Origin of the sequence: Altericista sp. CCNU0014 (genome assembly GCF_044923475.1) — a bacterium.
In the GTDB taxonomy this organism is placed as follows: domain Bacteria; phylum Cyanobacteriota; class Cyanobacteriia; order Thermosynechococcales; family Thermosynechococcaceae; genus JAAURS01.
The window spans coordinates 5466936-5487705 of the sequence record NZ_CP137338.1; the positions used below are offsets into that span (position 1 = coordinate 5466936).

Consider the following 20770-nt stretch of genomic DNA (forward strand, 5'->3'; position numbering starts at 1 on the left):
ATACTTTCCAACCCATCGGAGTTTGACGGGACTTTGCAACCCTCCCTACCTGCCCCTGAAGCGCGTTATTTTGATGTACTCATTGTCGGTGGCGGTGCGGCTGGACTCTACGCTGCGCTGTCTCTCCCCCAAGGTTTGAGCGTTGGTTTGATTAGTAAAGAAGCGCTGTCCTTGTCCGCCAGCGGCTGGGCGCAGGGAGGTATCGCTGCGGCTCTGGATTCAAGCGACTCGCCTCACCTTCACGCTGAGGATACGCTGGCAGCAGGGGCTGGGCTATGCGAACCTGCTGCGGTTCGGTTTTTGGTGGAGCAGGCTCCTGCCCAGGTCAAGGTTTTGCTGGAGATGGGTATTGCCTTCGATCGCAGTGCGGATGGCCTAGCCTTTACCCTAGAGGCAGCCCACTCCCGACCGCGGGTGTTGCACTCTGCTGATACCACCGGGAAGGCGCTGATTCAGACCCTGACCCATCAGGTCTGGCAGCGCGAAAATATCAAGATTTTTTCCGATGCGTTTACGTTAGGTCTCTGGACGCATCCCAAAACCCAAGTCTGTCAAGGCATCTGTGCCATGATGGCTAGCGAAATCCTTTGGCTCAAGGCTCCTAGGGTCATTTTGGCGACGGGAGGCGGCGGACAAGTTTACGCCCAGACGACAAATCCAGCTTTGAGTACGGGCGATGGGGTGGCGATCGCCTGGAGAGCTGGCGCGGTCCTGCGCGATCTAGAATTTTTCCAGTTCCACCCCACCGCGCTAACGGTAGAAGGCGCACCCCGATTTTTGATCTCTGAAGCAGTGCGAGGCGAAGGCGCTCACTTAATTGATGCCGAGCAGCGGCGCTTTATGTTTGACTATCACCCGCTGGGAGAACTGGCTCCAAGAGATGTAGTGAGTCGTTCCATCTTTATGCATCTTCAAAAGATGGGTAAACATTCCAAAGCGGCGGCGCTGGAAAATGTCTGGCTCGACCTGCGGCCCATCGATCCAGAAAAGGTCCGGCGACGGTTCCCTAAAATTATGCAGGTCTGTCAAAAATGGGGCATCGATGTGTTCTCGCAGCCGATTCCGGTGGCGCCAGCCGCCCACTATTGGATGGGGGGGATCGTGACGGATTTGGACGGTCAAACGACGATTCCCGGCCTCTACGCAGTGGGCGAGGTGGCCAGTACGGGAGTGCATGGTGCCAATCGCCTCGCCAGTAATTCTCTCTTAGAATGTCTGGTGTTTGGAGCGCAGTTTTCGACGTTGGAGCCGCTGCAATTGCCTGAGGGCGACGAGAAAATTCATTCCGCTCTTTCTCCTGCCTGGTCGGATATTGATTGGGACGGGGATACTAGCGCGATCGACCGGATTCATCAGGAGATTCCGGTCCTGATGTGGAGCAATGCCGGGATTTGCCGGGTGGCGGATCGGCTGGAAGCGGCGATCGCCCAAGTCAAGGTATGGCAAGAGCAGCTTCGTCAACTGGGTCTGACGCAAGTTCTGACTGCTTTACCTCCAGGCGTTGCTCTGTCGCTGCCCGATCCAACCGCTAGACTGTGGATTCGCCGCTGTGCGGAAACTCAGAATTTACTAGATAATGCTTACTTGATCTTAAAAAGCGCTCTATTTCGCACTGAAAGCCGGGGCGGTCACTATCGGCTCGATTTTCCCGCAACCGATGAGGCTTGGCAAGTCCATACCCAGGTAGAGGGAGAACGCTGGATGCGATCGCACCCCATTGGCACGACAGGCGATTTGGGGAATGAGGGGGTATTGTGAGACAATCGCGACACAGCATTTGCGTTTCTTGAGCGCATTCCATCTCCTCTCCTGAGTGCGTTTTCGATCTTTTCTTAGCGATTCATGAACATTACGCTTCAGCTTTTTATCATCGTTTTGCTGCTTTTGGTGAATGCCTTTTTTGCGGCAGCAGAAATTTCGGTGGTAACGGCCAGCGAAACCCGTCTAAAAACCCTGGCAGAGCAGGGCGATCGCCGCGCCCGCTTGGTTGAAAAAATTACCCGCGATAGCACCCAATTTTTAGCCACCATTCAGGTGGGCATTACGCTCTCTAGCTTCTTTACGTCTGCCACTGCCGCCTCTCAGCTCGCAGTGCCCCTAGTGGCAGCGCTCAAGCCCTTCATAGGCGATGCTGCTAACTCCACTAGCCTGATTTTAGTCACCATTGGGATTGCGTTTGTGAGTCTCATTTTTGGGGAGCTAGTCCCCAAGCGGTTGGCCCTCAGGCACGCCGAGGCGATCGCCCTTCTGACCGTGGAGCCGATCGTCTGGTTGCAGCGGCTGACCTCTCCGGCGGTCAAGTTTTTGAGCTTTGTGACGACGATGGTGTTGCGATTATTGGGCAGCCCGCCAGGAGAAGAAGATGCGGCTATCAATGTGGAAGAAATTAAGGCGCTGGTGAATGCGGCCCGCTTAGGCGGTACGGTGGGGATGCAGGAACAGCGCATTATCTATGGTGCGGTGGAGCTGAGCAACCTAACGGTACGGGCCATTATGGTGCCCCGCGTCAATATGCTGTATATCAAAACCTCAGCCACCATTGAGGAAGCCTATCGGATGACGGCAGAAACGGCCCATACGCGTCTGCCTGTCTGCGAAGAAGATCTGGATCGCATTGTGGGCGTACTGCACGCTAAAGACTTGATCCGCGCCCAGACTTCGGAGGATGTGACGGCTGTGACGATCGCGGAGCTGATGCGGCCCGTGCGGTTTGTGCCGGAATCGAAACCCGTGGCGGATCTGTTGCGAGAGATGCAGCAGAGTCGTTTGCATTTGGTCATCGTAACGGATGAATTTGGTGGGACGGCGGGGTTAGTGACCCTAGAGGATGTCCTGGAAGAAATTGTGGGTGAAATCCGCGATGAGTACGACGCCGAGGAAGAGCGCGAGTTTCAGCGCTTGGATGAATTTAGCGGCATCTTTAAAATCCGTGCCAGTCTTTCGGTGGTCAACAATGAGATGCACGTGCGCCTACCGCGCGAGGATGCAGCTACGATCGCGGGGCTATTTATGGAAGAACTAGAGCGGGTGCCCGAGCCGGGCGATCGCCTTGAGGTGGGTGATGTGATGCTGACGGTGCTAGAGGACGGACAGCGGGTGCAGGTGACGCTGATGCCGCCTCAGCAGGATGAGGAGGACTAGTCCTTCAAGGCAGTCTATCAACCGTCCCTATTGAGTGTGAGATTGCCGACGGCGACGGCGGCTTGATGCGACTTGGGGAATATTTTCTGTACCCTGACTGTTGTTAGATCTAGAGGATTTCTCTTGGGGCCGCGAAGAAGACCTTCCCCTAGAGCCATTTCTACGTTTGTCTTGAGCGGCAATGGGGAGCTGATGCTCGGCAGCGGGATTTGGTTCAAACCCAGCAATAACCTCTTGGGGCAGCGATCGCCGGATCAGCTTCTCAATATCGGCCAAAAACTTAAACTCATCCGCACAGACCAACGATAAAGCCTCCCCTGAAGTCCCCGCACGACCCGTTCGACCGATGCGATGGACGTAATCTTCCGGCACATTGGGGAGGTCGAAATTCACCACCTGGGGCAGTTCGCTAATGTCAATCCCGCGAGCTGCAATATCTGTGGCAACTAAGACCTGAAGACTGCCATCTTTGAACTGGGCCAGGGTGCGGGTGCGCACGAGCTGGCTTTTATTGCCGTGAATTGCTAAAGCTGGGATGCCAACTTGGTTGAGCTGTTTAGACAGCCGATCCGCGCCGTGTTTTGTGCGGGTAAAAACCAACACTTGGAACCAGTTGTGCTGCTTGATGAGATGGGTTAGCAAATGCGGTTTTTGAGCGCGATCGACCCGATAAATCTTTTGCTCGATCAGCTCGGCCTTGGGGTGGAGTGCCGCTACCTCAATTAGTACAGGCTGGTTCAGCATCTTCTGCGCCAGCGCTTTAATCTCATTGGAAAAAGTGGCGGAAAATAACAAGTTCTGTCGCTTTTGGGGAAGTAATGCCAAAATGCGGCGAATGTCCGGCAGAAAGCCCATATCCAACATCCGATCCGCTTCATCCAAAACCAAAATTTCAATCTGAGACAGATCCACCGTGCGCTGCTGCACGTGATCGAGCAGGCGACCTGGCGTCGCCACCAAAATATCGACGCGACTCCTAAGCTGACGGATTTGCGGGTTAATGCTGACCCCGCCAAATATCGTCATGGAGTTGAGGTTGAGGTATTTACCGTACTCTCGGACGCTTTCTTCCACTTGGGCTGCCAGTTCGCGGGTGGGGGTTAAAACGAGGGCGCGCACGGGCGGGCGACGATTGGGTAAATCCCGAACTTTTTGGGCAGAAAGCAGCTGCAGAATGGGCAGCGTAAAACCAGCGGTTTTACCCGTCCCCGTCTGGGCACCCGCCAATAAATCTTGCCCCGATAGCACGATCGGAATGGCTTGTATTTGAATGGGGGTGGGTTCTGTATATCCTCGTGCGGTTACGGCACGGACAATCGAATCTGACAGACCGAGTTTAGAAAAAGACATGAAACTCCAGAAATAAAATCGGTCTGTCGCCGCGAGCGGCACCAGTCTAAGGCAGACGGATAGGGTTTAAAGAACGGACATCAAACGCGTTAAGAAGACTGGAAGCGAATACCGCGCTCTTGCATTCTAGCAAAGCACTACCCATTACCATAAATCTCTGCAATGGAGAAAACGCTCTATCCTAGAGATTCAAAACGCCAAAAAAAGGCTGCCTGCAAGATCGATCTCGCAGGCAGCCTTTTTTAACTTAACTAAGCGCTAAAGCCTAGAACGAGAAGGTTGCACGAAGTACACCTTGAATAGCCGTGTTAGTGTTGACATTACCAGAATCGGTAATCACCATAACTGCAGGTGTGATGGTGATGTTGTCATTGATCGGGAAGCGATAGAATCCTTCATAATTCATCTGCTCTGGTCCGGCTTGACCTAACACCATGTAGGGCATACCTACTGCTGCTGCCAAGAGCGAACCTGGAATAAACAGATCCTTTACACCAACACCAGCTTGCCAAGTAACAACGCCATCATTGTTATTAGAAGCAAGAAGGGCACCTAAAGGACCGACGATGAACGAAGGGTTGATTGAATAGCCGCCACGACCAAAGACACCAAAGCGACCAAAGGTAGCTTCTGCATTCAAACCAACAACATTTTGGTGGACATCAAAAGCAGAGGAATTCGTGTACTGAGCGCGAATTGCAAAGTTATTTTTCTTGTCAGTACCAAAAGCCTTGGCGAACTCAAGTTCACCAGTTGCTTGGTAAGGGTCTCCAAAGAGACCGCCACCGAAAACATTGGCAGTTGAGTTGGTCGGGCTAGCTGCAACGTAGACTGCACGAGCCGTGACACCACTAGTACCGAACTTGAAGTCAACGGCTGCACCAGCACCACCTAAGGTATCAACAACGTTGTTGATAATGAGAGGGTTGTTGATGAAGACGCCAGAGCTGAAATCTTGAGCGGAGTTATTGGCGTAGCTGTTGAAGTCAACAAAATCGCTAGGGAACAATCGAGGACCAATCGTCACTGTCATGTTCTTAGCAGGCTTGAACGAATAAGCTAAACGTCTTAAAGTTACGTTCGTACCGATCCCAGAGTAATCAGCTTGGCCGTAATCGTAGAGGGGAGGACTGCCAGCAAAACCAGTTGTAAACGAGTCGCCTATAGCACCAGATACGTTGGAGAAAGTATCTAAACCGGCATTCCCTACTTCAAGCTGCGTTTGCAGTAAATCGCTACCGGTGAAGCTGGTGTTGAAGTTTAGACGAACTCTAGCCAGAGCTGTAGCTCTAGTATCGTTAAGAGGAGCGCCCGGTGCGCTTAGGTTGACTGTTCCAGGATTCGTCGAGCCAAAGGTGTCGCCGTACTGGACTGCCATGACTACTTCACCTTGCAATTTGGTGGTAGTCGAAAACTGCTGGGCTTCAAGAGTCTTGGTGCGGGCTTCTAGACCGTCAACGCGGCCTTTGAGGGTGGCAAGCTCGGTCTTGAATTCTTCTTGCAGGGCCTTAACCGTTGCTAAGTCTTCCTTGGTTGCAAAGCGATCGCTGATTTGATCCAAGCAAGCGTTGAGGGCGGCAGCCAACTCGTAGCGGGTTGCAGCGCGGTTGCCTCGGAACGTACCGTCGGGATAACCCGCGATACAGCCATAGCGCTCGACCAAGGACTGAAGGGCTTGGAATGCCCAGTCGGTCGGCTGAACGTCAGACAGTTGAGAAACGGACGTAACCTGACCAACTGCATCCTGCTTGGTTGCAGACATGAGGCTGTTGACGGAATTCACTTGTTCGGCGGAAGCGGTTTGCGCTGCCAAGGCAACTAAACCTAGACTTCCTGCTAGTAAAAATGCTCTTTTCATGTTGACTCCTCACTCAAATTTCATTCAGGTAATGGTTGGCCATTGTGAATGCACACACAAAGTATAGATCGAAAATGAATCTAGTACCGTTTAACTTTTATATCACTCGACTAAAAGCTGTGGCATTTGTCTGTGGAGCTATGTTGACTGGCACACAGCGCTCGGGTTGTTTGCGTCGGACGCAAAACCATACAAGAATGTTTCCAGTTTTACTGACTGTAGTGCTCTCTCTAAAGGCAGAGATCTCTGCCTTTAGAGGGGCTAATATTCTTCTCTCTCCTCTTTCTCAAGCTTTTTCTCAGAAAGGGATTGAAGGATTCTAAGTCGATGATAGGAGCTTTCTAAGATCGCAATGCTTGCAAGTTTACTGAAGCAGTTTCTGCAGAAGGCAGCCCGGTCTGAATGAGTTCGACCTTGTAACCGTCGGGATCTTCTGCAAAAGCAATGACGGTACTGCCGTGCTTCATCGGGCCTGGGGGACGCGTAATTTTACCCCCTTTGGTGGTGATATCTTGACAAGCTGTATAGATATCGCCGACGCCTAGGGCAATGTGTCCGTAGGCATTTCCTAGCTCGTAGGCGTCCACGCCCCAGTTATGGGTCAGTTCTAAGACGGTCTGTTCCGATTCATCGCCGTAGCCCACGAAGGCAAGCGTAAATTTGCCGTCTGGGTAGTCTTTGCGGCGCAAAAGCTTCATGCCCAAAACGTCGCAATAGAAGGCTAAGGATCGCTCTAAATCTGTCACCCGCAGCATGGTGTGTAAGAAACGCATGACAAAAGACCTCCAAATGGCTCATCTGTGTTTTTCTGCAGTTACATTCTGGCGCGTTCCCCCATAGGATTGTTTAGAAGCATTGCACTGCCCATTTTTTTAAGGGTATCGTGCAGCAGCACTGAGTTGAGCTATAGGGAAACTTTACGCACATGCAAGACACTGCGATCGCCGAGATTTACGCGCGCGAAATTCTAGATTCGCGAGGTCGCCCCACGATTGAAGCAGAAGTGACCTTGGACTGCGGGGCTTATGGCATTGCCCAGGTTCCTAGCGGTGCTTCGACGGGGAGCTTTGAGGCCCACGAACTCAGAGATGAGGAGGCCGATCGATATGGAGGCAAAGGAGTTTTAAAGGCCGTTGAAAATGTCATTACTGAAATCCAATCGGAGTTGATCGGCCTGGATGCGTTGAATCAATCCGAAATCGACCGGATCATGATCGATCTGGATGGCTCTCCCAATAAAAGCAACCTGGGAGCCAATGCTATTTTGGGCGTGTCTCTCGCTACGGCGAAAGCGGCGGCTTCCTCGTTAGATCTGCCGCTCTATCGTTACTTGGGCGGGCCGCTCTCCAATGTATTGCCCGTTCCGCTCATGAATGTGATTAATGGCGGCGCCCATGCCGATAACAACGTCGATATTCAAGAGTTCATGATCGTGCCCCACGGCGCGCCGACCTTCAGAGAGGCGCTTCGCTGGGGTGCCGAAGTCTTTGCAGCGCTGAGTCAAGTGCTGAAGGCCAAAAATTTGCTCACGGGCGTAGGCGATGAAGGGGGCTTTGCTCCTAACCTCGGCTCCAATCAAGAAGCATTGGAATTGCTAATCTCTGCCATTGAGAAGGCAGGGTACAAGCCAGGGACTGACGTATCGCTTGCTCTAGACGTAGCCGCCAGCGAGTTTTATAAAGATGGGCAGTATACCTACGATGGCACGGCGCACTCGGCTGTGGAACTGATCGACTACATGGCTGGTTTAGCAGACAGCTTCCCCATTGTGTCCATTGAAGATCCGCTGCACGAGGACGATTGGGCGCACTGGCAGTTGATGACGGCAAAACTGGGCGATCGCCTCCAAATCGTGGGCGACGATCTGTTTGTGACCAATATCGAACGGCTGCGTCAGGGTATCGAGCAAAAGGCGGGCAACACCATTCTGATTAAGCTCAATCAGATCGGATCCCTAACCGAAACCCTTCAGACGATCGATCTAGCCACGCGCAATCGATTTAAGGCGATCGTCAGCCATCGCTCTGGCGAAACGGAAGATACGACGATCGCAGATTTGGCTGTGGCCACCCGAGCCGGACAAATTAAGACGGGTTCCCTGTGTCGCAGCGAGCGGGTGGCAAAATATAACCGACTCCTTCGCATTGAAGACGAGCTTGGAGATTTTGCCGTTTATGCGGGTGCGGCAGGCTTAGGTCCGATGGTGTCGTTCTAAAAACTAAAAACCGGAGAGATGCATTGCATCTCTCCGGTCTTGAAAATCAAACATCAGTTCAGTACGCCGAATCCGATTAGAACAGGCCCAACGTTAAAGACTTGTCAATGGGGAGGGTTGCACCGATCCCCAAGTACAGAGTAACCAGCGTCCCAAACAGGAACATGCTGGTGGCCACCGGACGGCGGAAAGGATTTTGAAATTTGTTGACGTTTTCGATGAATGGAATCAGCATCAGACCCAACGGAATCGCGGTCTGGAGTGCGATGCCCAACAGTTTATTGGGCACGACCCGCAAAATTTGAAACGCAGGATACAGGTACCATTCCGGTAGAATTTCGAGGGGCGTTGCAAAGGGATTTGCAGGCTCGCCGACCAAAGCGGGATCTAAGACTGCTAAGCCGATGCAAAGCGCCATGGTGCCCATGATGACTACTGGGAAAATGTAGAGCAGATCGTTAGGCCAAGCGGGTTCGCCGTAGTAGTTGTGGCCCATGCCTCGTTTCAGCTTCGCTCTCAGCTGCGGATCGCTCAGATCTGGTTTGACTTGAATTTTTGCCATGGTTTGAGAATGTTCTCCTTCAAAGATTCGGCAGAGGATTCGTGTTCTGCGGTTAAAGCGGACCTGAGATGCCTTGCTTCCGAATCATGAGGAAGTGGAGCAGCATAAAGACCGCAATCAGCCAAGGCAGAACAAAAGTATGCAGGCTATAAAAACGAGTTAAAGTCGATTGTCCGACGCTGGTACCGCCGCGAAGCAGTTCCACCATCAGCCCACCCACAACGGGAATGGCATCCGGAACGCCAGATACAATTTTGACGGCCCAGTAGCCGACTTGATCCCAAGGAAGAGAATAGCCCGTTACCCCAAAGGAAACGGTGATGACGGCCAGCACTACACCAGTGACCCAGGTTAATTCGCGTGGTTTCTTAAACCCTCCGGTCATGTAGACGCGGAAGACGTGCAGGATCATCATTAACACCATCATGCTGGCAGACCAGCGGTGTACAGATCGGATCAGCCAACCAAAGTTGACTTCCGTCATGAGGTACTGGACGGAAGTAAAGGCTTCTGCAACTGTAGGTTTATAGTAAAAAGTCATCGCAAACCCAGTGGCAAACTGGACGATGAAGCACACGAGGGTAATACCGCCAAGGCAGTAAAAGATATTAACGTGAGGTGGAACGTACTTGCTGGTGACGTCTTCGGCGAGTGCCCCAACTTCAAGGCGCTCGTCAAACCAGTCGTACACTTTGCTCATAAAACAGATGATTCCTGAATTTGCTAATGAAAGAAGTACAGCGCTTTCATTAACGAATGTAACACAGTCTTCATCTTCATTTCAGCAGTTGAGGAGGCAGTATTTTGAAGTGTTGTGAAGACGAGCGGACGAGAATTTTGTGTTGGTTTTGGCTTTAGGTTGCCACAATGAAGGAAGGCCGTTATTGGGCGATCGCTCCGCACCCAGAGTTCGCAAAAACCGCAAATATGAAAAAGCTTTTCGTCAAACTCGTCTGTCTCGTTGCGCTCCAGGTATTGTTTTGGTCGAATTGGGTACCCAGCGCCTTGGCGCTGACCTCGGATCAGCTTTTGCTCAACGAAGCTTGGAAGATCGTCAATCAGGCCTACGTGGACGGAACGTTCAACCACCAGAACTGGTGGCAGCTCCGCGAAAAGACCCTCAAGCAACCCCTCAAAGATCGAGCGGCGACCTACGAGGCCATCCGGCAAATGTTAGGAACTCTCAACGATCCCTATACGCGGTTGCTCCAGCCCGCACAGTACCGCAGCCTTCGGACCAGCACCTCCGGGGAGCTGACGGGCGTGGGACTGCAAATTTCGGTGAACACCGACACCGGCTATCTAGAGGTGATTGCGCCCATTGAGGGGTCCCCGGCGGCGATCGCCCACCTCCAGCCCCGCGACCAAATTTTGCAGATAGACGGCGTGCTCACGACGGACATCACTCTAGATGAAGCGGCAGAAAAAATGCGCGGCAAGGCGGGAACGGTTGTGGTTTTGGAGGTGCAGCACCCCGGCAAGCCCGAGGCCATTGAGACGGTGGCGTTGAAACGCGATCGCATCGAAATCAACCCCGTCCGCAGCGAAGTGCGGAAAGCACCTGACGGATCGCTGTTGGGTTATATCCGGCTGGCTCAATTCAACGCAAACGCGACCAAAGACTTAAAGGAAGCGATTCAAAGTTTAGAAGCGAAAAAGGTGAAGGGCTATATTCTCGACCTGCGGAATAATCCAGGTGGGTTGCTTCAGGCTGGGGTTGAAATTGCGGATCTGTGGATGGATCCGCAGCCGATCGTTTATACCGTAGACCGGCACGGATTGCTCGGCAGCTTCGAGGCGACGACCCCCGCCCTTACCCGCGCTCCTCTCGTGGTTTTGGTCAACCGAGGGACTGCCAGCGCCAGTGAAATTTTGGCAGGCGCGCTTCAGGATACGGGACGAGCGACGTTGGTCGGGGAGCGAACCTTTGGCAAAGGTGCGATTCAGTCTTTGTTCGATCTGTCGGACGGTTCGGGGCTGGCGGTGACGATCGCTACTTACGAAACCCCCAATCACCGCAATATCAATAAGGTCGGCATCGCGCCCGATCGCGAGGTGGTGCTCGACCCCGTAGCGCCTAAGGTTGCGGAGTCTGAAGGTGCAGGCAACCCGCTGCTACGGAGTGCAGTCAATCCGTCCCTGGACGATGCGGTCAGTTCGCCTTTGGGCGATCGTCAATATCAAGCTGCTGTCGAACAATTAACCCAAACCCAGGTAGCAGCCAGTGGCGGCACGTCTCTATAGCCGCACCTATCACGACCCCCTCCACGGGGCGATTACGCTGGATGCCGCCGATCCAACGGAAGCGCTGCTGATCCAGCTCATCGATACGCCTGCCTTTCAGCGGCTGCGACGAATCCGCCAGCTCGGTCCTGCGAGCCTGACGTTCCACGGCGCGGAGGGGTCTCGATTTACCCATTCTTTGGGCGTGATGTACGTGGCGCGTCGCGTCTTTGACCGTCTGGCGAAGTGCTATCCAGAACTATTGCCTCACCGAACTGTGGCGCTTTGCGCGGCGTTGCTCCACGATTTGGGTCACGGTCCGTTCAGCCACACCTGCGAAGAAATTTTTCAGGGCAACCACGAGCAGTGGACGCGGCGCATCCTGCAAGAATCTCCTGAAATTCAGGCTTTGCTGGCCCAAACGTCACCGACGCTGGCCCAGGACATTATCGGCGTTTACCGTAAGCAGTATCCGCTACCGATGGTGAATCAAATGGTGACCAGCCAGCTCGACTGCGATCGCCTAGATTACTTGATGCGCGATAGTTACTTTACGGGCGCGTCTTACGGAAGATTGGACTTGGATCGCATTGTGTTGGCTTTAGACTACGACCCCCAGAGCCAGCAGTTGGTTGTGGTGCGCAAGGGGTTAGCGGCGATCGAGCATTATTTAATCGTGCGCTACTTCATGTACGTGCAGGTTTACAACCACTCTAAAAACATTGCGGCGGGATGGCTGCTCGAGCGCATCATGCATCGCGCCCGCCAGCAGTTGGCTTCGGGTACGTTGGAAGCGGATGCGACTTTGACGGCTTGGCTGACCCAGTCCAATCCAGAACTGACGTTGAAGGACTATTTGGCAGCAGACGATGGGGTTTTTCTGTACCACGTGCAGCGATGGTGCGAGAGTGAGGATGAGATTTTGAGGGATTTGAGTGCGAGGTATCGCGATCGCAATCTCTTCAAGGCCAAAAATATCAGCCAATACAGTGCTGCTCGGCGAGAAATCCTTTATCGAGTGGCGCAGGCAACCCTTGAGGCAAAAAATCTAGACCCAGATTACTATGCGAGCCTCCAGTTTGCGACCACGCGGGGGTATACGCTATATCAGAGCGGCATTCAGCTCCAAACGGGGGCCGATTTAACTGAGATTAGCGAGCTGTCACCTTTAGTGCAAACCCTCATTCAACCTCTAGAACGGGCATGGCTGATTTACCCCCGCGAGATCGAACCCTATTTGCCCCAAGGCGATGCTAAAGATTGAGGATCGAGTTATTCAGGCCCAAAGGCTCAAAAGCCCAAAGGTTTAGACGGTTGTTAGAGGGGTTGCGCTCGCCCTAGGTTTAGCTTCTAGACGGGAAGCCCCGCGCTTTACCTGTACCCAGGTCAGCGTCGGGATGAGAGGCGCGTGAGTTGAGGTACGTTGCCTGACCACCTTGCAAAGCAACAGGAAAGACAACAGTACCGAAACGAACAAATTATGCCTAAGCGAAGCCATCTTAGGGAGTTCAGCTTTTCCCCTAGGATGGGCTATCATGGCATGATGATAAACCTCACTTACGAGTACCGAATCTATCCTGATGCTCAACAGAGGGAGTTGATGACACAGTGGCTAGAAACCTGCCGCAAAGTCTACAACTATGCCCTTGGCGAACGTCGCGATTGGATTAAGTCTCGAAAGTGTGACATCAACGCCTGTAGCTTGCACAGCGAGTACATCATTGCCGTCGATGCTCCCAAGCCCACGTACTATCAACAAAAACGAAATCTGACCGCAGCTCGAAAAGTCATCCCGACCATTGGCGCGGTGCATTCTCAGGTTCTCCAAGATGTGATGGGACGTTTGGAGAAAGCGTTTAATGCCTTGTGGAACGCTGGTCATGGATTTCCACGGTTTAAGAAACGCTTTCGCAGCTTTACGTTCCCGCAGTTGGGTAAAGATCCGATTGGTGAACGAACAATCAAGTTGCCTTCTATTGGGGAAGTAACAGCTACAGTGCATCGTCCCATTCCTGATGGGTTTGAAGCGAAGCAAGCCAGAGTGATACTTCGTCCTTCTGGATGGTATGTGCAGCTAATTTTGGAGGCAAATCTTGAAATCCCTGACATTATTCCGAGTGGTTATGCCATTGGGATTGATGTCGGACTCAATAGTTTTGTGGCGACCTCTGAAGGCGAGTTAATTGCACGCCCCCGATTCTTTGTTGAATCTCAACACAGGCTTAAAGAGCTGAACCGAGCGATATCGAGAAAGAAGAACGGGTCAAAGAATCAGCAAAAGGCTCGACAGAAAGTGGCGCGGTTTTACGAACGGATTGCCAATCGGCGCAAGGACTTTCACCGCAAGACGGCCCATCATCTGTGCGATCAAGCGGGGATGGTGTTTGCGGAAGAACTGAACCTGAAGAGTTTGGCAAAAGGAATGCTGGGCAAGCATTGTCTGGATGCTGGGTGGGGAGAATTTCTGGATGCTCTGAAATGGGTGAGCTGGAAACGTGGGGTCTATTTCTCCAAGGTGAGCGCATCCGGCACCAGTCAAGAATGTCCTGCTTGCAGCGCATCTGTTAAAAAGGACTTGTCTGTTCGGGTACATCATTGTCCTGAGTGTGGGTACCAAACGGATAGAGATGTCGCCAGTGGTCAAGTGATTCGTAATCGGGGTCTAACAACGGTGGGACACATCGTTGATGCCTGTGGAGCCGAACCTGTTGGGGTGGCAATGAAGCAGGAAATCTCAAGAGCGATCTTGGGAAGCCCGCGCTCTACCCGATAGGGTGAGCGTCGGGAGGATGTCACAAAAAAGGTGAATTTTTTCAGACGATCGATAGAAATTTTTTGCTGAAAATGCATTCGATCGAGGCATCATAGAGAAGTTCTAGCTCATCTGTACCGATCGAGCATAAACGCTTTCTGGGGGAATTATGTCTGAGTTCAACGTTCAATCAAAACCGTCTCTTGATAAGGCTAAAGCAGTCCTGCGGGAACAGTGGCCTGAAGTGATTCAGTATATAGGCGATCGCTTCACGCCAAGCGCCCGCAATTACCAAAGCAAATCTGCCGCCGAGCGCGCTTCAAGCGCAGCTTCTCAAGGAACCTGCTGCAAACGCTCGAGCGAGGCTGTTGGTCCTATCTTTCATTAAGAGGGGGTTTGAAAAGTCACAGTCATTCCTGAATCGCCTGCTGGCGCCCTAATTCTGGAGGAAGGAATGCACAATCTCGGGTTTTCCCCCAGAATTGGTGGGGGGCTAGGAGGGTGAGTATAATGTCTGCAAAACTTTTCAGACCATCTCTAAAACTGCACCCTAATTGCTCTAGGCTGAGCAGCCCATAACTTTAAGAGATAGTCGCCTGCGTTAGTGTCCCGAAGTTTTGGCCACCCTTAAATGTGCTACTTCTACGATCCCTATTATTATTTATAGGCATGATACAAGTGGCTGAGTCCAGTGGCGAAAAACTAGGGACACTAACCATATATCCGCAGCGAGAGGAAGTTTTACTAGAGGGAACCTAGCGAGCGATGAATGCAACATGCTTACCTTTTTTCTCGATCGCCTATTCAAGGATTTGCAAAAACTCGCTTAGCGCTAAATCTGAGATTCTGCGACCCCAAAGATGCTACATCGCGCGGAATTCAATTGCAATCTCTGTAATTGGAGTATCCACACATTTTCCTCATTTTTTAAAGGTAGGGTGAGAAAACTTAGCTTTTAGCAATTTTCTATGCCTTACTTGGTGTGATATGAGGTTTTGAACGTGACTCTTTTTCTCATAAAGCCTACTGGCTCCATTGATGCTGCAATTGGTCTATCACTTCTGGAACAAGTACGAACGGGTCTTGAGCAAGGGAAACTCATTTTCAGCATTGATTTTTCTTCTGTTTATGCATTAGATGAGCAAGGTCTTGAAAGATTTCTTCAGAGTCTTAAAATAATCTATGATGCTGGAGGAGAACACAGAATTTTCTCAATTAATGCTGACGTACATAAGCTCTTTGTCTTAAAAGGTTTAGACACAGTTTTGAATTTAATACCCTCAAATACGATGCTTAGATTTAGTTTGGATAATTTCAAAGCATTTGAAAAATTTAATGTTTCTGAAGCCGTCTCTAATTTAAACTCCTAAGTCCTCAAATTATTCCAATCCTCATTTGAGAACGAAAACGTGCCATGAATAAGCTTATGCTTTTGTGAAAGCTCTACTAACAATATTCTTTTTAAATATATCCAATATTCTGAAATCATAGGAAAATTTAAACAAAAGTTTAAGTTTAGCCTTAATGAATAAGCCTAATAGGTCTGTAATTATTACAAATAAATATGAGGATAGTTTTAGGAATGAACGATCATTTATTGACAATTTATAAAGTATTTCATCCTTTTTTCTTAAAGAAATTTTATTGGTGGGAAAACTGTGAATGGTCCTTCGATCCGACTGTAAAAGCATTGCGTATATTTTGTCAGAAAGAGGGACTTCGAGGACAAATCCTGAGGGATTCTGGAAAGTTATCTCGTATTGATATCGGAATAGATAAATTTGTGGTGTCTCGTCCAGGCCACCAAGATTTAATTATCCAGTGTATCGACCGTTACAATACTTCACGATTTGGGTGAACGGGGGTTGAGGTATTCTCCTCGCAATAAATGTTCTCTTATAGTGGTTACTGGGTTAGTGAGGTACAGCCAGCCTTTTACTGACAGGGCTCATGAGTTTAAGAATATACCTCACTCGATCGGGAAACGCTGTATTGGCTAATATTATCGAAACGAGTGATTTCAATAGAAAGGGTCAATCTGTCGAGAAGCCTAAACGAACTTATGACCGCTACAAATTCAGAAAAAGTTCTAAGTGCCTAAATTATGGGAATCATAGTCATAGTCATAGTCTATATGAAATGTTGGCGAAGGAGTTGAGCGATACGGGTTTGGGCGATGTTGATTCAAAGGGAGATAAAACCTTGAAACTCATACTTGACAAGGTTTTGAAGTATTTTATGCCAAGATCGTCAATATTCACACAGCTCTAAGCTTAGCGGGTTTATTACCCATAAAGTGAAGAGTACAACGTCTTGGGAACTCGGTTAGGATCCTCAGATACTCCTAATGCCGTAGTACTTTTGATTGTTTTTTAAAGATAGCTCTGAAAATGTCTTTTGGCTTTGATATAAGTCAAATTGGCAAGCTTTTTACATTGCTGCATTTGGTTTAACTGATGTTTGTTTAACCCCAAAAGATATGTTACAAGATGCTTATATTAAGAGTTTTTTAGAAATACCTGTTGTTTTAGGTATCGCTCTTTGTCAAGCTAAGTTTGTGTCTTATTCTTACTTTAAAGAGCAAATTCAGAATCATCCTCAAAAATCGGAGCTAATCAAAAATATTCGAGATAACATTTTCAGTTCTCCTGAAGATGTCGATTTTTTTGAGTTTAATGTCAAGGACTACCATGCGTATGTCTATCAACTAGATGAGAAGCATAGAATTTTGATTATAGTTCTTCATGAAAACAATGTAGTCAAATCTTTTAGAGCTAAACAATTACAGGTCAAGCTAGAGAAAGATGTTAACTTAACGATCCAAATATTTAAAGAATTTTCAAATTTTGATTTTATCCCAGATCGATTTATTCAATGTACAAAAGAAAAAAATCAAAAATTGGATTCAGTAAAAAATCATTCTGAGAAAAAATCTGAAGATGAAATTAGCATTATCCAGATTTTAGATGCACTTAACTTTTTGAGCCATTTTGTGTGTGGTTATTTGGGTCCAAAAATTACATCAAATTTTTGGAATATTTCTCGACCTAAAAATGAATGGCTAAAACAATTTGAAATTAAATTTGATTCTGAAATCATCTTTCAAGGGAACTCTGAAGAAATAACTAAAGCTCTCCACGTTCTTAGCATTAGAGAATGGACTAGAAATTTTATGAAGCAATGTTGCAAACTAATTCGAGATTTACCTGAAAGACTTGAGAAAGAAAATATAAATGGAGATTATAGAAAAATTATCTCCATTTATACATCTGAATATCTTAGTGAATTTAGTAAATTTTCTGTTAATTCGGATGAAAGCTTGTTTGGAGATGAATTACTATAAACTTCCTAATATTTGAGAGCAGTTACTTTAGGTGATTTGTTGATTATGTCTTCCCCTATTATAGAAATTTCATTGATGACTAGATATCTGTTGAGAGGTATTTTGGTCAAACATCGAGAAAACATTGGACTTAGAAAATCTTTGGTATTGATTTCTGAAAATGCAAATAAAATCGATATCGATCGGATCTTATTGACTGTGTATGAGAATCCATCAGATATTATTTTTCATGTCAAACAACTCGAAGCTTTAACTAAAGTATATAAAATACATAAAAATCAAGCTAATTCTCAAAATTTAGAAAAATTGGAGTTACAAATTCTAAATATTCTTGGATATCAGAAAATAGATAATAAATCAATTAAAAATATAAATTCAGAATCAACTTAACTGGTTGATATAAATTTTATGACTCAAAATTTTAGTCAGATTTATTACTCATCTTATGATTTTCCATTCTTAATGGTAAGCCATCTTGTTATGAAAGAATTTTCAGATATTGCAACAGATAAAGATTTTTTTGAATTTTCGGTTGATTTACTATGTATTGTTGACTTTGATGGTCAATTTAGACAAACGAACCGTGCTTTTGGAAGTCAATTAGGTTATTTGGATTGGGAATTAATTTCAAGGCCTTTTATAGATTTTGTTCATCTTGAAGATCGGCCTGTAACATCAGCTCGCATGGATTCCATTATGCAAGGACATTCGACATTTAGTTTAGTCCATCGCTTTCGTTGCCTTGATGGTTCCTATAAGTTTTTGCAGTGGAGAGGTCGTGCTGATTTGGAGCAGCGGTTAATTTATGCGATCGGCCGTGATTTAGATGATTATATCCGTGACAGTGACGACGTGCAAAAAACGGATATCACGTACCGAGAACGAATAGAAGTTGAATTGAAGGAGAGCCGCGAGCATTGGCAGTCAGCCTTAAGTGCCCATAATGATAGTGTTTTGGATTGCATTATTAACCCTGATACAGTGTTCTTGTCGCGCTGTTGGAAAGAAATACTGGCATGTAAAGATGACGAAATTCTGAATCACCTAGACGAGTGGTTGCAGTGCGTGCATCCTGACGATATTGCTCGGGTAATACAGACTGTTCGATATCGCTTAGATCGAACGCTATTCTGCATTAACGAGCATCGAATGCAATGCAAAGATGGTCATAATAAATGGATTTTAGATCGCAGAAAGGTGATTGACTGCACTGCACAAGGGCAGCCCCTAGAGATGATTGGAACTCATACGGATATCAGTAATTGCAAACAGGCTGAAGCTGAACTGAAACGGATGAATCTGGAATTCGAGACTCGTGTGCAGCAGCGAACGGAGGAGCTTCTCAAGGCTCTGCACAGCTCACAGGCTAGCGAGGAGCAATTTCGGCAATTAGCAGAGAATCTCAATCAGGTTTTTTGGATGACTGATGTCTCAAAACAGGCCGTACTTTATATTAGTCCTGCCTTTGAAAAGATTTGGGGTCGCTCTTGTGAATCCTTATACCAAAATTCCTTGGAATGGCTAAATGCAGTACATTCTGAGGATCGAGAAAGAGTGCGATCGCTTCTCCCCGCACAACTTCATTCAGAATACGATATAGAATATCGGATTCTCAGACCAGATGGTGAAATTCGATGGATCCACGATCGCTCCTTTCCTATTCAGAATGCATTAGGAGAAGTACACCGTATAGCCGGAATTGCTGAAGATATCAGCGAGCGCAAAGCTGCCGAGGAACGTTTAAAGATCAGCGAAGAAAGATTTCGGGCAATTTTTGAACAAGTTGCTGTCGGTATGGCGCAATGCAGTTTAGACGGTAAATTTTTAAGCGTTAATCCATCATTCTGCGATATTACCGGATACTCTCCAACAGAACTTTGGACCAAAAGCTTTATCGAAATTACCCATCCTGAAGATATTTCGACTGACTTAGAACTCTGTATGCAACTGCTTGGGGGTATGAAACAAACTTACTCTATTGAAAAGCGTTACATCCGCAAAGATCGAAGCTTTGTGTGGGTAAATCTGACCACTTCTCTGCTGCGAAAACTAACGGGGGAGCCAGACTATTTCATCGGAGTGATTGAAGATATTAGCGATCGAAAAGTGGCAGAGGAAACTCTCTGCAGAATCAATGAAGAGCTCGAAAAACGGGTTGAAGAACGAACTCTTGCCTTGAAACAAGCTAAAGAATTGGCTGAAGCGGCAAATCGCTCGAAAAGCCAATTCTTAGTCAACATGAGCCATGAATTGCGCACTCCTCTTAATTCTATTCTTGGGTTCAGCCAACTTCTAGCGCAGGACTCTACTCTGAGTATGGATCAGCAAGAGAACCTCCGTATTATTAACCGCAGTGGTTCACATCTGCGCACCTTGGTGAACGATGTATTGGATATGTCCAAAATTGAGGTTGGTCGGATAACCCTTGTTGAAAGGGACTTCGATTTAACGCAGATGTTGATCGATCTGCAAGACATGTTTGCTCTAAGAGCAAAGCAAAAATACTTAAAACTGAGAGTCGAGTGCGAGTCAACGGTTCCTAAATACATTCATGCCGATGAGATAAAATTGCGGCAAGTTCTGATTAATCTTCTTGGTAATGCTCTCAAATTTACCCAGAAAGGTCACGTTGTTTTGCAAGTAAGCGTTGAACCAGATTCTTTACCTCCAAACTCTGCGTTACCTCAAGTAAAACTTGTGTTTGCAATCGAAGATACTGGAATTGGTATTCCCCCAGAGGAGATAGACATTATATTCAATACTTTTGTGCAAACTAGGGCGGGACAGAACTTTCAAGGAGGGACAGGCCTTGGCCTTTCAATCAGTCAAGCATTTGTTCAACTGATGGGGGGAACTATTAAAGTAACCAGTCAACCTGAGCAAGGCAGTTGCTTCCAATTCTCAATTTTCGTGGGGTACTTGCCAGCTGGCTCTAGCTCAGACCTCTCAAAGACTGATTGTAGGTCGGCGTTGCAGCTAGATCGATCTCCCTACCAAGGGCTTGAACTTGAAACTACTACATCTTCTCAGAAGGAGCTTCAGGATATCGACATGATTGCAGCTCATCATCTCCAAGTTTTATCCCAAGACAGGCTCGCAGCTCTCCATCAAGCAGTTCTTGAAGGCGATATAGAAGTAATAAAAGCGATACTTGACCAAGTAAAAAAGAATTATCCCCACCTGGCAACCCATTTGGCTGACTTAGTTGGCGCGTTCCAATTTGAATTTATCTTAGACCTAATGAAACCTTTGATTCAGCCGGACTGTTTGCCTAATTCTTAAACGATCTGTAACAGTCGATCCCTCGAACAGATCGACTGTCCATC

The 20770-nt window shown here is 48.3% G+C and carries 17 protein-coding genes; 12 read left to right on the forward strand and 5 right to left on the reverse strand.

Features of this window, described 5'->3' with window-relative positions; all coding sequences use genetic code 11:
• The first annotated feature begins 33 nt into the window (after nt 1-33).
• Both nadB and R6H26_RS26105 read left to right on the forward strand, forming a co-directional pair.
• Nucleotides 34-1758, forward strand: a complete 1725-nt coding sequence (gene nadB, locus R6H26_RS26100; RefSeq protein ID WP_404786780.1) for an L-aspartate oxidase — start codon at nt 34-36, stop codon at nt 1756-1758.
• 84 nt (nt 1759-1842) lie between these two features.
• On the forward strand, nt 1843-3141 hold the full coding sequence (locus tag R6H26_RS26105; protein ID WP_404786782.1) for a hemolysin family protein: 1299 nt from the start codon (nt 1843-1845) through the stop codon (nt 3139-3141).
• Between the two features lie 27 nt (nt 3142-3168).
• Here the strand turns inward: R6H26_RS26105 and R6H26_RS26110 are convergent, their stop codons facing one another.
• The 3 genes from R6H26_RS26110 to gloA all read right to left on the reverse strand — a co-directional run bounded on the left by R6H26_RS26110 (nt 3169) and on the right by gloA (nt 7122).
• Nucleotides 3169-4491: a DEAD/DEAH box helicase gene (locus R6H26_RS26110; RefSeq protein ID WP_404786783.1), complete on the reverse strand. Its 1323-nt coding sequence runs from the start codon at nt 4489-4491 to the stop codon at nt 3169-3171.
• 265 nt (nt 4492-4756) lie between these two features.
• Nucleotides 4757-6349: an iron uptake porin gene (locus tag R6H26_RS26115; protein WP_404786785.1), complete on the reverse strand. Its 1593-nt coding sequence runs from the start codon at nt 6347-6349 to the stop codon at nt 4757-4759.
• A gap of 341 nt (nt 6350-6690) precedes the next feature.
• Nucleotides 6691-7122: a lactoylglutathione lyase gene (gloA, locus tag R6H26_RS26120; RefSeq protein WP_404786786.1), complete on the reverse strand. Its 432-nt coding sequence runs from the start codon at nt 7120-7122 to the stop codon at nt 6691-6693.
• A gap of 152 nt (nt 7123-7274) precedes the next feature.
• Here gloA and eno point away from each other — a divergent pair, with 152 nt between their 5' ends.
• Nucleotides 7275-8564, forward strand: coding sequence for a phosphopyruvate hydratase (eno, locus tag R6H26_RS26125; protein WP_404786787.1), 1290 nt, complete (start codon nt 7275-7277; stop codon nt 8562-8564).
• A 76-nt stretch (nt 8565-8640) separates the two neighbouring features.
• Here the strand turns inward: eno and petD are convergent, their stop codons facing one another.
• Both petD and petB read right to left on the reverse strand, forming a co-directional pair.
• Nucleotides 8641-9126: a cytochrome b6-f complex subunit IV gene (gene petD / locus R6H26_RS26130; RefSeq protein WP_404786789.1), complete on the reverse strand. Its 486-nt coding sequence runs from the start codon at nt 9124-9126 to the stop codon at nt 8641-8643.
• 52 nt (nt 9127-9178) lie between these two features.
• A complete protein-coding gene (gene petB / locus R6H26_RS26135) occupies nt 9179-9826 on the reverse strand; it encodes a cytochrome b6 (RefSeq protein ID WP_404786790.1) in 648 nt (215 codons plus the stop codon).
• A 167-nt stretch (nt 9827-9993) separates the two neighbouring features.
• Here petB and R6H26_RS26140 point away from each other — a divergent pair, with 167 nt between their 5' ends.
• The 9 genes from R6H26_RS26140 to R6H26_RS26180 all read left to right on the forward strand — a co-directional run bounded on the left by R6H26_RS26140 (nt 9994) and on the right by R6H26_RS26180 (nt 20726).
• Nucleotides 9994-11370, forward strand: a complete 1377-nt coding sequence (locus R6H26_RS26140) for a S41 family peptidase (RefSeq protein WP_404786791.1) — start codon at nt 9994-9996, stop codon at nt 11368-11370.
• A complete protein-coding gene (locus R6H26_RS26145) occupies nt 11351-12613 on the forward strand; it encodes an HD domain-containing protein (protein ID WP_404786793.1) in 1263 nt (420 codons plus the stop codon). The genes R6H26_RS26140 and R6H26_RS26145 overlap by 20 nt, the downstream gene beginning before the upstream one ends.
• Nucleotides 12614-12892: 279 nt before the next feature.
• Entirely contained in the window at nt 12893-14122 is a 1230-nt protein-coding gene (locus tag R6H26_RS26150; protein WP_404791454.1) for an RNA-guided endonuclease InsQ/TnpB family protein, read from the forward strand.
• Nucleotides 14123-14270: 148 nt separating this feature from the next.
• Entirely contained in the window at nt 14271-14489 is a 219-nt protein-coding gene (locus R6H26_RS26155) for a hypothetical protein (RefSeq protein WP_404786794.1), read from the forward strand.
• 613 nt (nt 14490-15102) lie between these two features.
• On the forward strand, nt 15103-15471 hold the full coding sequence (locus tag R6H26_RS26160) for an STAS domain-containing protein (protein WP_404786796.1): 369 nt from the start codon (nt 15103-15105) through the stop codon (nt 15469-15471).
• 212 nt (nt 15472-15683) lie between these two features.
• Nucleotides 15684-15959: a hypothetical protein gene (locus R6H26_RS26165; protein WP_404786798.1), complete on the forward strand. Its 276-nt coding sequence runs from the start codon at nt 15684-15686 to the stop codon at nt 15957-15959.
• 621 nt (nt 15960-16580) lie between these two features.
• Nucleotides 16581-17444, forward strand: coding sequence for a hypothetical protein (locus tag R6H26_RS26170; RefSeq protein ID WP_404786799.1), 864 nt, complete (start codon nt 16581-16583; stop codon nt 17442-17444).
• 45 nt (nt 17445-17489) lie between these two features.
• The gene (locus R6H26_RS26175; protein ID WP_404786800.1) at nt 17490-17834 is read left to right on the forward strand and encodes a hypothetical protein; all 345 of its coding nucleotides are present in this window, start codon (nt 17490-17492) and stop codon (nt 17832-17834) included.
• Nucleotides 17835-17852: 18 nt separating this feature from the next.
• A complete protein-coding gene (locus tag R6H26_RS26180; RefSeq protein ID WP_404786801.1) occupies nt 17853-20726 on the forward strand; it encodes a PAS domain S-box protein in 2874 nt (957 codons plus the stop codon).
• The last annotated feature ends 44 nt before the right edge of the window (nt 20727-20770 follow it).